The 14775-nt window shown below is 37.2% G+C and carries 10 protein-coding genes and 1 tRNA gene; all 11 read right to left on the reverse strand.

Annotated elements, in window-relative coordinates; genetic code table 11:
- Position 1: 1 nt before the first annotated feature.
- The 11 genes from AADJ06_RS17175 to rpsA all read right to left on the reverse strand — a co-directional run bounded on the left by AADJ06_RS17175 (position 2) and on the right by rpsA (position 14657).
- Entirely contained in the window at positions 2–940 is a 939-nt protein-coding gene (locus tag AADJ06_RS17175; protein WP_341227718.1) for a COX15/CtaA family protein, read from the reverse strand.
- Positions 941–1016: 76 nt separating this feature from the next.
- Entirely contained in the window at positions 1017–2888 is a 1872-nt protein-coding gene (locus AADJ06_RS17180; protein WP_341227719.1) for a cbb3-type cytochrome c oxidase subunit I, read from the reverse strand.
- Positions 2889–2917: 29 nt separating this feature from the next.
- The gene (locus AADJ06_RS17185; protein ID WP_341227720.1) at positions 2918–4027 is read right to left on the reverse strand and encodes a cytochrome c oxidase subunit II; all 1110 of its coding nucleotides are present in this window, start codon (positions 4025–4027) and stop codon (positions 2918–2920) included.
- A gap of 55 nt (positions 4028–4082) precedes the next feature.
- Complete coding sequence (locus AADJ06_RS17190) at positions 4083–5447, reverse strand: quinol:cytochrome C oxidoreductase (RefSeq protein WP_341227721.1); 1365 nt, start codon at positions 5445–5447, stop codon at positions 4083–4085.
- 52 nt (positions 5448–5499) lie between these two features.
- Entirely contained in the window at positions 5500–6105 is a 606-nt protein-coding gene (locus AADJ06_RS17195; RefSeq protein WP_341227722.1) for a cytochrome c, read from the reverse strand.
- Positions 6106–6122: 17 nt separating this feature from the next.
- Positions 6123–6644 carry a DUF3341 domain-containing protein gene (locus AADJ06_RS17200; RefSeq protein ID WP_341227723.1) on the reverse strand — a complete coding sequence of 174 codons (522 nt, stop codon included), beginning with the start codon at positions 6642–6644 and terminating at the stop codon, positions 6123–6125.
- Between the two features lie 24 nt (positions 6645–6668).
- Complete coding sequence (gene nrfD, locus AADJ06_RS17205) at positions 6669–8033, reverse strand: NrfD/PsrC family molybdoenzyme membrane anchor subunit (RefSeq protein ID WP_341227724.1); 1365 nt, start codon at positions 8031–8033, stop codon at positions 6669–6671.
- A 55-nt stretch (positions 8034–8088) separates the two neighbouring features.
- Complete coding sequence (locus tag AADJ06_RS17210; RefSeq protein ID WP_341227725.1) at positions 8089–11142, reverse strand: TAT-variant-translocated molybdopterin oxidoreductase; 3054 nt, start codon at positions 11140–11142, stop codon at positions 8089–8091.
- 57 nt (positions 11143–11199) lie between these two features.
- Positions 11200–12405: a c-type cytochrome gene (locus tag AADJ06_RS17215; protein ID WP_341227726.1), complete on the reverse strand. Its 1206-nt coding sequence runs from the start codon at positions 12403–12405 to the stop codon at positions 11200–11202.
- A gap of 251 nt (positions 12406–12656) precedes the next feature.
- Positions 12657–12727: transfer RNA gene (locus AADJ06_RS17220), tRNA-Cys, on the reverse strand.
- 112 nt (positions 12728–12839) lie between these two features.
- A complete protein-coding gene (gene rpsA, locus AADJ06_RS17225) occupies positions 12840–14657 on the reverse strand; it encodes a 30S ribosomal protein S1 (protein ID WP_341227727.1) in 1818 nt (605 codons plus the stop codon).
- Positions 14658–14775: the final 118 nt, after the last annotated feature.

A 14775-nucleotide genomic window follows, 5' to 3' on the forward strand; every position in this document is an offset into this window, starting at 1 on the left:
TTCAGCTAAGCGATCTTTTAGATTTACCAAAAATTAAAAACAATGCATATTGCAAACCAATTATTATTGTTGCCAATGTTAAATGAATAGGTTGAGAGAAAGCAGGTATATCAAAAACCCCTAATACTCCACCAATTATAAATTCCACTATCACCGCAACAAACAACAGAGTCAAGATCTTTAAACTTCCTTCCTTCAAAACCTTCTTGCCATCTCTAAATAATACCCAGTGAACGGCAAGCAAAATAACCGCCAAAACAATGTGTATGTAAAACTTACCTCCAAGTAAAGAATCTACCCATTCACTTCTTGGTAAACTTCCAAAAGAAAGATGATCTACCATCTCCCTAATTTGAGTACCTAAAACCAATTGACCTACACTAAGTATTAGCAATATTAATGTCATAAAACGCAAAGACCTATTTTCCGTTTCCAAACCATTACCTTGATATTTATAAGCCAAAAACAAGGCATAAATTAAACACAGCACTATCACTATAGCTAGCAGCATATGTACAGTAACCAGTCCTGGATGTAATTCGGTAGATACTACAATAGATCCTAAAAAACCTTGCACACCAACCAAAATAAACGCAATTAGCGAATACTTTACAATTCCCGTTTTTAGACCTCTGTACTCTTTAAATGCCAACAAAAGCGTTATAAAAATAAATACACCTATCAACACACCTACAAGCCTATTGACATACTCCGTCCAAGTTTTAACGGCACTAAACTCGACCTCTCCTTTTAGTTTTTGACCAAATATTTCTTGATAATTTTCAGGCAATTGCTCAACGCTGGTCGGCGGAATCCAAGTGCCAAAGCACTTTGGCCAATCAGGACATCCCATTCCTGACCCAGTAGCTCTTACTATACCTCCAACTAAAATAAGGAAGTAGACTGCTACAATAGTAACGATGGCAAATTTCTTATACATCTTTAAACAAAAAGTACGAAGTATAAGGTATTACATCCCAATACTTCGCACTTGGTTAATAAATAATACCTAGAAATTAATCTGGAATATTCTCATCAAATTCAATAGCCTCGATAACTTTTTCCTCTGCGATTAACTCGTTCTCTTCAGGTAAGTTAGATTCAGGTGTTGCAGAGAAAGGAACGTTTTGAGGTATAAAATCACCGTCTTCTTGACCTGGCTTACTATAATCATAAGGCCATCTATAAACAGTAGGAAGCTCACCTGGCCAGTTTCCGTGACCTGGATTAACAGGCGTAGTCCATTCCAAAGTATTTGATTTCCACGGATTAGCAGAAGCCTTCTTACCCCAAAAGATAGAATAAATGAAATTAAATATGAAAATCAGCTGAGCTGCGAATGTCAATATGGCAGCAATAGTCATAAAAGAATTCAAGTCAGCATAAATATCAAATGTATCAAAACCAGACCAAGCATAGTATCTTCTTGGGAAACCAGCTATTCCTACGTAATGCATAGGAAAAAATACAGCATAAACTCCTGCGAACGTAATCCAGAAATGAATATAACCTAAGCTCTTATTCATCATTCTGCCAAACATCTTAGGGAACCAGTGGTAAACACCAGCAACCATACCAAATATTGCGGCAGAACCCATTACTAGGTGAAAGTGGGCTACTACAAAATAAGTATCATGTAATTGAATATCTAAAGCCGAATTACCAAGTATAATACCTGTTAAACCACCCGAAACGAAGAAAGATACTAAACCAATAGCAAATAACATGGCAGGAGTGAATATGATATTACCTCTCCATAATGTTGTGATATAATTAAAAGCCTTTACTGCAGAAGGTACAGCAATAATCAAGGTCAATAGCATAAACACCGAGCCTAAGAAAGGATTCATTCCTGTCATAAACATATGGTGAGCCCATACAATAAATGCAAGGAACATTATACCAGCCATGGAGAAAATCATAGCCTTGTAACCAAAGATTGGTTTACGTGAATTTGTAGCAATTACCTCAGAAGCCAAACCTAAAGCAGGCAAAATAACAATATAAACCTCTGGGTGTCCTAAGAACCAGAAAAGGTGTTGAAATAAAATTGGGCTACCCCCTTGATTCGGTAAAGCTTGTCCATTAATATAGATATCAGAAAGGAAGAAACTTGTACCGAAGCTTCTATCAAATATTAAAAGCAACGCAGCCGACAAAAGCACCGGGAAAGAAAGTATACCTAAAATAGCAGTGAACATAAATGCCCAAACTGTTAGAGGTAACTTATCAAAGGTCATACCCTTTGTTCTCAAGTTAATAATGGTTGAAACATAATTAACCCCACCTAACAACTGAGATACAATAAAAAGTGCCATGGCTACTAACCACAAAGTCATACCTTGTCCAGAGCCTGGATTTGCTTGTGGCAAAGCACTTAGAGGTGGATAAATAACCCAACTACCTCCAGCAGGACCTGTTTCAATGAAAATAGACCAAAACATGATGATACTAGAAACAAAAAAGAACCAGTAAGACAACATATTAAGAAATCCAGAGGCCATATCTCTTGCTCCAATCTGAAGAGGAATAAGAAAGTTGGAGAATGTTCCACTTAACCCAGCCGTTAATACAAAGAATACCATAATGGTACCATGCATTGTAACCAATGCTAAATAAAAGTTAGGGTCTAACTTCCCTTGAGCATCGATCCACTGGCCTAAGAAAGGTTTAAGGAATGTCATATCCATATCAGGAAAACCTAACTGAAGACGGAAAACCAAAGACATCAAACCACCTATAACTGCCCAAACTATACCTGAAATAAGATATTGCTTTGCAATTATTTTATGATCTTCTGAAAAAATGTATTTTCTAATAAAACCAAGCTCATGGTGTTCTTCGTGACCATGGTCATGAGCGTCCGTATGTGATAAAACCGTTGACATATCTTATTGAATTAAATCAAATTTTCAAATTATTCTGCTGACTCCTCTATTGTAGCCTCAATTACCTCTACCATTGCATCCGAATCGTCTGATTCAATATACTTTAAAGCTCTAGCCTTTAAATTATCAGGTACTTTCTCTATGAAATCTGGATTCATAGATAAAAAAGGTGTTTGCTCCTTCTTCCAAATTTCATAATCTTCTAACTCATCCACAATTAGTAACAAACGCATACTAAAATGACCTCTTCCACAAATCTCGGTACAAGCTATTTCGTAATTAAAGTCAGGGTTATTTAACTCCTTCCTCATATCCTCAGTAGACTTATCAGCTTCAAACCAAAACTTAGTAGGCATTCCAGGAACAGCATCCATTTTAACTCTCATGTGAGGAATAAAGACTGAATGCAAGACATCTCGTGCCCTAATTTTTAATAGAACCGGCTTACCCTTAGGAATATGTATTTCTGTTGCACTGGTAAAATCATCAAATGAATTAGGATCTGAAAAATCAATTCCAAAAGAGTTTGACTTCGCATCATCAATTAAACGATAATCATAATCTCCTAACTTGTTGTCATCAACACCCGGATATCTTACCTCCCATGCAAATTGGCGACCCATAATTTCAATAACTTCCGCATCTTCAGGAGCATCATCCATTATTTTATTCCAAACTCTAAGTCCTGAGAAAACTAAACCTGCCATTACAATAGCGGGAATAACAGTCCATATAACTTCTAACTTGTTATTATGAGGATAAAATGTAGCCTTATGACCTTCCTTAAATTTATACTTAATTGGGAAGTAAAACAATAAGGAGTTTACAATAAAGAATGCTACCATTATAACACTCATGGAAACCCAAAACCAGAAATCAGTTTCACGTCCATGAATAGAAGATGCTTCCGGTAAGAAATCCTTTCTTGCATCTAAAAAAGACCAAACCAAACCAACTACGGTAACTATCCAAAAAATGAACAAGCCTATGGCATTCCAATCATTAGAACTATCCAACTGATGGTCTTCAGTTTCGTCACTTTTACCTTGTACTCCTTTCAACAAGTCTTGTGTTTTTCCAATCACGATTACCGTTAAGGCAACGAACACAAGAGCTAAAATTCCTATTATAATTGTCATATAATTAACTATTCAATCTCCTTTCAGAAATAAATTCAATTAATCTTTTTAATGATTAAATATCGTGATGTAAACTTTCCTCTAAGAATGGATGATTCTTCGCATACATATTTGCCTTACTCAGTTGCGAATAAATCACATAAATAAAACTACAAGCGAAAACGGTTGTAACACCTAATTCTATCAAACCAATGCCACCCTGATTTTTAGCAATTGCTGGCATAAGCATTTGATAGAAATCAAACCAATGACCAATTAAAATTGCCCAACAAGCAAGTTTTAAGAAGGTATAATTTCTCTTTGAACCTCTTGCCATCAAAATCAATAATGGAAAGACAAAGTTCAAAATCAAGCTTATAAAAAATGGAGCAAGATACCTTCCTTCATAGCCATTTAAACGCTCTTTAAAATAGATAGTTTCTTCAGGCAGGTGAGCATAGAAAATCAAGAAGAATTGACTAAACCATACATATGTCCAGAAAATTGAAAAGCCGAACATCAACTTTCCTAAATCTTGTATAGCTGAATCATTTACACCCTTTAAGTATCCTTTGCCTTTCAAAGTTATAATTACCAACATAATGGCGGAAAGACCTGCTACGTGCCAGCTAGCTAAATGATACCAGCCAAACATAGTAGAAAACCAGTGAGCATCTACCGCCATAGATAAATCCCATGCTGCCGTTGAACTAGTCACAGCAAAGAAAATCAAAAAGAATTTTGCATAAAGTCTACTCTTATTATAATCTTCTATACTTCCAGAAACATCTTCTAATAAAGAGTATTTTCTTATCTGTTTCCATAAATACCACCATATCACGAAATAAGCCACCAATCTAAACATGTAAAATGGCATATTCAACCACCATGATTTTCCAGCTATAATAGCATCAAAATTATGGCTTAAAGGATCCATTATCCCTTCATGAGTCCAGTGCATAATAATATGTCTAGAACCTGGAATAGCCATTAAGATTAAAATTATCACTGATGGAATTATCATGAATGCGGGAAGTGCTTCAGGAATTCTTTTAAAAGATGTATACCATCCTGCCTTGGCTACGTAGTTATATGAGATAAAAAACACTCCAATTACTGAAAGCCCTAAAAAATAAATTGAGTTCATCCAAAGATTCCCTACAATCCTATTTAAAAGAGTTGCCTCGTGATGTCCTTCAGCAGCATGTTCTGTGGCTGCACCGTGAGCTGATTCGGCAGCACCATGAGCATCAGCAGCAGCATGTGCATCATGAGCCCCTCCGGCAAACCCGTCAGGACCCCACCATCCCATATTTATCAAAAATACTCCGATAGCCACTAGAGCTACGCCAATAACACCGCCGATTAACAGCTTTTGTTTTAGCTCTGGGGAGAAATCATAAGATTCTTCTACTGAAGGAGTTTCGTGCTTATGAGCCATGTCTAATTCTTATTATTATTCCTTTTACGGAAAAACTTGTTAAATTCTTAAATTAAATTCCTAACTGTAAACGTTGTACATAATGTACAATTTTCCATCTTTCTTCTGGCGTAACCTGCGATGCATGTGGCCACATTCTACCCTTTCCGAAAGTAATGACGTGATAAATATGTCCACCACTCACACTACTTAAAGCGTCTGAAGCATAGTTAGGAACACCCTTATATTTTTCAGCAACATTGCCATCACCAGCTCCTTTTGAACCATGGCAATGCATACAATTTCTTTGATAAAGAACTTTACCCTCATCTTCCGCATTTTCAGACCATGGAATTGGGTTTACCAAATTAGCAGCAGCCCAATTTAAACTATCCTTAGTCATGTTATACATCATAAGATCATTTAAAACAGTTCCATCATCTTGCAAGAAAGATGTTTGATAGTTAGTTCTAGCCACCGTACCTTCTACAGGCTCTCTCATATTCATTCCATGAGGATTAATATCATTTGACCTGTATTGTGTTTGAGCCTCATAAGCTGGAGAATTATACATATTAGGAGCGTACTCCCAACCTGTTTTCTCAGTATCATTACAAGAGATCATCGCCACACCTAAAAGCACACAGCCTAATAAGGAAATCGAAAGTTTATTTTTCAAAATATTCATTTCTTCTATTATATCTCTTTTACATTTACTTCTGCAGCACCTGACGCTTTCAAAGCCTCCATAACATCTTCTTCGGAAGCACCACTTTTTTCTAAGTCAATTGCCATTACAAACTTATCATCCGTAATACGCTCGTCAAAAATAACAGGTTTTGAACCAGGGTATAAGCTTTCCATTCCAAAGAACACAAAGGACATACCATAAGCTGCGAGCAAAACTGTTAACTCAAAAACGATAGGAATATTAGTAGGAAAAGGGACAAAATTCTTTCCTCCAATAATCATTGGCCAATCCCAACCCATGGTCCAAAAAGTAAGTAAGAATGCCAATGAAGTACCAGTGATACCAAACATAAATGCAGGAACACCCATTCTTGCTCTTGAATAACCTAAAGCGGTATCCAAACCATGAATGGCAAATGGAGAGTACACTTCATGAATCTTAATTCCCTTTCCACGAACATCAGAAACCGCATGCAATACGTCTTCATCATCTTCGTAAACACCCAATATATATTTTTTATTTGCCATTATTGACTTAAAAATTATGCTTAACTATTTATTAGATTTCTTTTCTGATGATGATTTCAATACACTTTTCACCTCTGCCATATTAATAACTGGCAAGAATTTGGCAAACAATAAGAAGCATACAAAGAAGAAACCAAATGTAAATAAGTAATCACCTATATCACCCATTCTTGGTGTGAAATACGTCCAACTAGAAGGTAAGTAATCTCTGTGAAGCGATGTTACGATAATAACAAAACGCTCAAACCACATACCTATATTTACCACAACCGCAATTACGAAAGATACTACAATACTCTCTCTCATCTTCTTAAACCAGAAAATCTGTGGAGAAAGAACATTACAAGTCATCATAGCAAGATAAGACCACCATAATGGACCAGTTGCTCTGTTAACGAATGCGTAACTTTCATACTGAACACCGGAATAAGCTGCTATAAAAAACTCTGTTATATAAGCTACCCCTACAATAGACCCTGTAACGGTAATAATCTTATTCATTAAAGAGATATGCTCTATAGTAATGTAGTCCTCCAACTTATAAACTACTCTTACAATAAGCATAAGGTTTTGTACCATCGCAAAACCAGAGAAAATTGCACCAGCCACAAAGTAAGGAGGAAATATAGTGGTGTGCCATCCAGGAATTACAGAAGTAGCAAAGTCCATAGAAACAATGGTGTGTACAGAAAGTACAAGTGGCGTAGATAAACCAGCAAGAATTAAGGAAACATCCTCATATCTCGCCCATGCTCTTGCACCACCAGTCCATCCCATTGCCAAAGCTCCGTAAATGGTTTTTCTTAAACCTGTAGCTCTATCTCTGATAGTAGCTAAGTCTGGAATAAGACCAATATACCAGAACAATAAAGAAACTGATAGGTAAGTAGAGATGGCAAAAACGTCCCAAACTAGCGGAGAGTTAAAGTTAATCCATAAAGAACCAAATGTATTTGGCAACGGTAAAGCCCAATATGCTAACCATGGTCTACCCATGTGAAAGAAGATGAACGTACCTGCACAAAGTACAGCAAAAATGGTCATTGCTTCTGCGGCCCTATTAATGGACGTTCTCCATTTTTGACGGAATAATAAAAGAATTGCAGAAATAAGCGTACCAGCGTGACCGATACCAACCCACCATACGAAGTTAGTGATATCCCATGCCCAACCTACGGTCTTATTCAAGCCCCAATTACCAAGACCATGAAACCATGTTTGGTAAGCCCAATATCCACCGTAAGCCAAGACAGCTAAGGATATACCAAAAACCATCTTCCACTCCTTAGTAGGGTTTCCTTCTACATGTCTGCTTATGTCTTCAGTAATATCATGAAGGGTCTTCCCTCCTGTTACTAAATGTTCTCTAATTGGCGAAACTACTTGCATAATTGCTACCCTTAATAAAAAGAGTTCCTATTATTTTCGTTTAAAAAATTCTTTATTATCCGTGCTGCTCTTCTTCAGCATGAGCTTCCGTTTTATGGGATTCCTCATGGTGTAATGAAGCTTTTGCATCTCCTAAGTCCTTATTCCTTATTTTAGTCAAATAACTAACCTGAGGCTGAACATTAATTTCTTCTAATACATGGAAGGCTCTTCCTTCTTTCTCCGTTTCCAAAGCTTTTGAAATCTTTGAATTTGGGTCCATCATGTCACCGAAAGTGATTGCACCAGTAGGACATGATTGAGAACATGCTGTTTCAATTTCTCCGTCAACTGGTCTTCTCTTTTCTTTCTTAGCTACCAATTTACCAGATTGAATTCTTTGAACACACATAGAACATTTCTCAATAACCCCTCTTGACCTTACAGTTACTTCAGGGTTAAGAACCATTCTACCTAGTTCATTATTCATGTGGAAATCAAACTGCTCATTTTCATAATACTTCCACCAGTTAAACCTACGAACTTTATAAGGGCAGTTATTAGCACAATATCTAGTACCAACACATCTGTTATAAGTCATCTGGTTTAAACCTTCTGAACTGTGCGTAGTGGCCAATACAGGACATACTGTCTCACAAGGTGCATTATTACAATGCTGACACATCATTGGTTGGAAAACAACTTCTGGGTTTTCAGAGGCATCTTCCATCTTTCTAATGTGTGATGGATTTATTTTATAAGTGGTATCCGCATCAGTGCTGTAATAGCGGTCGATACGAATCCAGTGCATTTCACGTGCTCTAGCAACTTCCTTCTTACCTACTACAGAAACATTATTCTCAGCCTGACAAGAAATCAAACAAGAAGAACATCCAGTACAGGTATTAAGGTCTATCACCATTCCCCAACTATGATTCTTTTTTTCGTGACCATCCCAAAGGCTAATAGAATACGGCTTAACAGGTCCCTCTGAAGTTTCAATCATTGGCTCAAATCTTCCAGCCTTATTGTTCTTCACATATTCACTTAGCACAGATTCTTGAACAACAGCTTTACGACCCATTACGGTTTCGTGAGTCTGAGTTTGAGCTAGCGTATAACCTGATTTAGTTTTTTCAATTGCTGCGTTTGATGTCCAGTTAACACCATTAGTAAATGGAATTGGATTTGCTCCTACATTTCCACATTTACCAGCAGCAGTCCTACCAAAACCTTTTGCTACTGAGACCGTTTGATGAGCTTGACCCGGCTGAATCAACACAGGTAACTCAATGCTATAATTTCCTACAGTCAACTTAGCCCAATCGCCTTTTTCAAGACCTTGCTCGTTGGCCGTTTTTTGAGAGATATTTAAAGTATTTTCCCAAGTAACTTTTGTAATTGGATCTGGTAATTCTAACAACCAAGGATTATTAGCTTGAGAACCATCTCCCATTCCAATCGCTTCAAAAACACTAACTTCTAAACCTGAAGCTTTCTTAGAAGCTATACTTGCTGCCGCAGCACCAAGATTAGCAGAGAAAGTAATATTTTCTGTACTTAAAGTTTCACTAGTCTCTAATACACCATCATGAAGTGCAGAAACCCAAGACTTACCACTAAGAATATTATTCTTCCAATTGGCTTTTAAGTATTTATGATAATCTCCATCTAAACCTGCCCAAGTCAATAAACTTGATTCAGCCTGACGTGTATTAAATATCAAAGAAATGGTCGGTTGCTGTAAAGAGTATGAACCTGTATAAGGAGAAGCATCTCCCCAAGACTCCAAGAAATGCGGAGCAGGTGCTACGTATTTACAAACAGCAGCCGTTTCATCAACTCTACTAGCGAATGAAACCGAAGTTTTTACTTTCCCTATCAAATCAGCCCACTCAGAACCATTTGGCAAATTAAAAACTGGATTCGCGTCTAAAATTATAAGTGCATCAACACTACCAGACTTCAATTCAGAAGCTAGAGCGGCTACATCAGCATCAATACCTTGACGTGTGTTATTCGATTTTGCAAGGCTAATCGTGTTTCCATAATTCCCTAAGAAACTATTAATTCCATTAACTACCGTTTGAATAGCGGCATCATTAGAACCAGAAACCACTAAAGACGCTCCACTAGCACCTTTCAAATCAGCCACGCATTTATCTAAAATCTTAGAACTTATAGACGAGTTCCCTATTGCGTTTCCTGTCAATTTATTATAAAGAGCCACAAGAAAAGCACCCTCTTCAGATGGCTTAATCATATCTCTATAATCAGCAGCCGAACCCGTAATAGTCATTCCAGTTTCAAACTGATAATGACGAGACATGGTTTGCTTACCATCTTTTCCACTTACAAGCTTACGTCCTTCCGCCCACTGAGCAGAATGCTGGATAGAAGAAAGCCAATTACCTAAGAAATCACAATTAACACCTACGATAACTTTTGCTTTTGAAAAGTCATAAGATGGTACAATGGCTTTCCCAAAAGAAGTAGCATTTGCTTCAATCATGCCAGAAACCGATGAAACATCGTATGACACGTGCTTAGTAGAAGGATATTTTGCTGAGAAATCCGCAACAACCTTTTTAGCTGTTGGAGATACTATAGATGAAGAAAGGATTCTAACATTAGAAGCCGAAGACAAACCTCCCATAACTTCTTTATCTAAATCTTCCCAAGAAATTTCAGCTTCACCTTTTTGAGGTCCACGAAGTTTGTCATTATCATATAAAGATAAAACAGACGCATGAACTCTAGCACTCATTCCTCCACGAGTAACCTTCGAAAGTTTATTACCTTCAATTTTTATAGGTCTACCCTCAACTGTCTTTACAAGAATACTTGCATAATCTCCACCTTGAGCATAAGTAGAAGCAAAGTAGTTAGGAATTCCCGGCTCTACAGATTCCGGCTTTTTTAAATAAGGAATAGTCTTTCTAACCGGAGCATCACAAGCAGCCAAAGAAACTGCCGCAACACCAAAGCCAAGCATTTTCAAGAAATCTCTTCTATGCGTTCCGCCTTCAATATCTTCTAAGTTAAACTCGCTATCTGCGTTTTTAACCACTTCAATATCGTTACGATACTCTTCTATCCCTTTCCAATACCTTTTAGTAGTATTTTCCATTAGTCTTTGTATTTCCCCTTACAGGTTTATCTAAAGTAATCTTATTAGATTAATATTTTAATAATGACATCTGGCACATTCCAGACCACCAATATCTTCCACTTTCATACCTCCCACTGAGGTTGCATCATGAGCCTCTACAAGCTTGTCATAATACTCATTTCCTTTTGAGTTAACATCTGTTTGTCTGTGACAATCAATACACCAACCCATAGTCAAAGTATGTCTTTGCTCCACAACTTCCATTGTATTGATTTCACCATGGCAATTTTCACAATCCAAACCAGCTACGTTCGTATGCTGCGAGTGATTAAAATAAGCTAAATCAGGTAAATTATGGACTCTTACCCACTCTATCGGCGTATCCGTCTCAAGAGCAGTATATATTTTTTGAATTTCAGGAGAACCTTGCTTAATACTATTATGGCAATTCATACAAATACTTGCCGAAGGAATTCCCGCTTGCTTTCCTTTGTAAACACCAGTATGACAATAAGAACAATCTATTTCCATATCTCCAGCATGAAGCTTGTGAGAGAACGGAATTGGCTGTGTTGGTGCATATCCTTGATGAACACCTATACCATAAAGACCATCAAAAGTTGCTTTCGCTCCAAAAAGAAGGAATAAAACAACAATAGCACTTCTAACTGTTGAGTTTTGGAAAATAACCTTTAAAGAGTCTCCTACTTGTTCACCAACTCCTCTGGTATCAATTTCGGCCCCCTCTCCTTTAGATAACTTTGATAATAAATTCAAAATAGCTATTAAAGCTACCAGAACAAGACCCATTAGTACAAGAAGAGCTACCAATATAACATTGAAGAAACCTCCTTGTTGAGAATCATCAGCACCTGTGGCCGTCCCTGCACCTACAACAGCGGCCGCAACGGGAGCAGCAGCATTAGCTTGTGTTATATACGCTAACAAGCCCTGGATTTCAGCATCTCCAAAACCAGGAAAGGCTGTCATTTGAGTCTTATTGTACTCTTCATACAAATCAACTGCGTATTGATCTCCGCTTGCTATCACAGCAGCCGGATTATTAATCCATGATTTTATCCAATCATAATCTTTTCTTTCATCGATGCCCTTAAGGCCAGGACCTACTACTACATCTGCACCATAAGAGTGACAAGCAGCACAGTTATTCTTAAATATTTTCTCACCCAAGGCAGCATCGCCCTCTTGCCCAAACGAAAGGGTAATGGTAGATAAAGAAATAAATAATAGAAGAAGCGGTCTTATATGCGTTTTGAACATATTCTATTATTGACGGTGTTTTTGTTTTGAGAGTGCAAATCTAGCCACGTAAAGAGTTCCATCAAAAAAGAATTTTGTTTTTTTCTATGGCTTTAGTCAATTTAGAACCATTATAAACAAAGTGCTAATTAATTGACAAACAAGGCATTAAATAAAAAATACCATTCCAATAATCCTGCTAATCAGAACTTTAGGAATGGTATTTTAGTAAGAAGTTAAAAGCAAACAACTTGCTACCTAACTGAGATAAGAGGTCTCGAGCGGATTCGAACCGCTGTACATGGTTTTGCAGACCACTGCCTAGCCACTCGGCCACGAGACCATATTTTGTTATTTCTAAAGGCTACAAAAGTACAATTGGCGTGCCAAATTGCCAATTATTTTTGAAAAATAAGGCTGGAAAATTTCCAGCCTTATTCTCTATATATTAAAGATTACTCTGCTGAGTCTTCTTTCTTCTTTTTTGGAGCTGCTTTAGCCTTCTTAGGAGCTTCCATTTCTTCTTTTAAAGCTGCTAAGGCAGATAAATCACCCAAAGTTGACTTCTCTGAAGACTGTGCAGAAGAAGCCTTAGATTGACTAGCCTTTTTCTTTGGTTTAGCTACTACTTCGTCAGCAGAACCATCCCAAGTCTTAGAGTGAGAAAGAATAATTTTCTTTTCGTCCTTATTAAACTCTGTAACTACAAAAGTAAGTTTCTCTCCTATTTCCGCCATAGAACCATCCTCTTTAGCAAGGTTCTTTAATCCAGCAGCACCTTCGATTCCGTAAGGAAGCTCTAGAGCAGCTAATTTATCAGAAGTAGAAATGATAGTACACTCATGCTTAGTTCCAACATCAAAAGTACCTTCGAAAGCATCCCAAGGGTTCTCTTCTAAGTGCTTATGAGAAAGAGCTAATCTTCTGTTGTCACCATCTAATTCAAGAACAATCACTTCAAGCTCGTCTCCAATCTTGACAAAGTCAGATGGGTGCTTAATTTTCTTAGTCCAAGAAAGATCAGAAACGTGAACTAAACCGTCAATACCTTCTTCTAATTCTAAGAATAAACCGAAGTTAGTTAGGTTACGAACTGTTCCTTTATGCGTAGTGCCTACAGCATATTTGCTTAATAAGTCTTGCTTAGTCCAAGGGTCTTCAGCTAGTTGCTTAATACCCAATGACATTTTTCTTTCCTCTTTGTCCATTGTCAAGATTACTGCATCAATCTCATCTCCAATTTTAAGGAAATCAGAAGGATTACGTAAGTGTTGAGACCAAGACATTTCAGAAACGTGTATCAAACCTTCTACACCTGGGTGTATTTCAAGGAATGCTCCGTAATCTGCAAGATTAACGATTTTACCTTTAACAGCAGAACCAACTTCAAGACTTGTTTCAAGTGCATCCCATGGATGACTTTGAAGTTGTTTCATACCTAGAGAAATACGTTTCTTGTCTTCATCAAAGTCAAGAACAACAACGTTGATTTTCTCATCAAGGTTAAGTACTTCATTCGGGTGATTAACACGTCCCCAAGAGATGTCTGTGATATGCAATAAGCCATCAACACCGCCAAGGTCAATAAATACACCGAAGTTTGTAATATTTTTAACAACACCTTCTAGAACCTGACCTTTCTCAAGGTTAGTTAAGATTTGCTGACGTTGTTTTTCAAGGTCTTTCTCAATAAGTACTTTATGAGAAACAACCACATTATCATTAGTATGATTAATCTTAACAACTTTAACTTCCATTTGCTTATTTACAAATACGTCAAAGTCTCTAATAGGCTTCACATCAATTTGCGAACCTGGTAAGAATGCCTCAATACCATGAATATCAACAATAAGACCACCTTTGGTACGTCTTTTCACCAAAGCGTCCATGATTTCATCATTCTCGAAAGCTTTCTCGATGTTACTCCAAGCTGTAAGTATTCTCGCTTTCTTACGAGAGATCACTAACTGACCTAAAGCATCTTCTTGCTTCTCTATAAATACCTCAACAGTATCACCTGCTTTCAAATCTGGCAAATCTCTAAACTCAGATCTAGAAACAATACCGTCAGACTTAAATCCAATATTTAATAAAACCTCACGAGCAGTAACACCTACCACTGTAGCTGTAACCACATCTTTCTCTTCAATAGTAGTTAGAGTTTCCTCATATACTTTTGAAAGTTCTGCAGTTTCTTCAGCAGAGTAACCACTACCAATACCTTTCTTTGAGACTCTGTCCCAATCAAATTCTGGAAATTCTTGATTATCCATATATCTTATTCTCAGCCTTTTGCTACATCAACAACACAGGCCTCATGCTGTTGAAATTAATTAAAAATGAACGTCCTTTTAAAAAGGACTGCAAAAGTAAGAATTTGAGTTCGATAAT

Origin of the sequence: uncultured Arcticibacterium sp. (assembly GCF_964021845.1) — a bacterium.
In the GTDB taxonomy this organism is placed as follows: Bacteria; Bacteroidota; Bacteroidia; order Cytophagales; family Spirosomataceae; genus Arcticibacterium.

What these genes read in the sequence shown, in the direction of transcription:
- AADJ06_RS17175 (WP_341227718.1), bottom strand. Translation starts at nt 940, where the DNA reads ATGTATAAGAAATTTGCCATCGTTACTATTGTAGCAGTCTACTTCCTT.
- AADJ06_RS17180 (WP_341227719.1), bottom strand. Translation starts at nt 2,888, where the DNA reads ATGTCAACGGTTTTATCACATACGGACGCTCATGACCATGGTCACGAA.
- AADJ06_RS17185 (WP_341227720.1), bottom strand. Translation starts at nt 4,027, where the DNA reads ATGACAATTATAATAGGAATTTTAGCTCTTGTGTTCGTTGCCTTAACG.
- AADJ06_RS17190 (WP_341227721.1), bottom strand. Translation starts at nt 5,447, where the DNA reads ATGGCTCATAAGCACGAAACTCCTTCAGTAGAAGAATCTTATGATTTC.
- AADJ06_RS17200 (WP_341227723.1), bottom strand. Translation starts at nt 6,644, where the DNA reads ATGGCAAATAAAAAATATATATTGGGTGTTTACGAAGATGATGAAGAC.
- nrfD (WP_341227724.1), bottom strand. Translation starts at nt 8,033, where the DNA reads ATGCAAGTAGTTTCGCCAATTAGAGAACATTTAGTAACAGGAGGGAAG.
- AADJ06_RS17210 (WP_341227725.1), bottom strand. Translation starts at nt 11,142, where the DNA reads ATGGAAAATACTACTAAAAGGTATTGGAAAGGGATAGAAGAGTATCGT.
- AADJ06_RS17215 (WP_341227726.1), bottom strand. Translation starts at nt 12,405, where the DNA reads ATGTTCAAAACGCATATAAGACCGCTTCTTCTATTATTTATTTCTTTA.
- rpsA (WP_341227727.1), bottom strand. Translation starts at nt 14,657, where the DNA reads ATGGATAATCAAGAATTTCCAGAATTTGATTGGGACAGAGTCTCAAAG.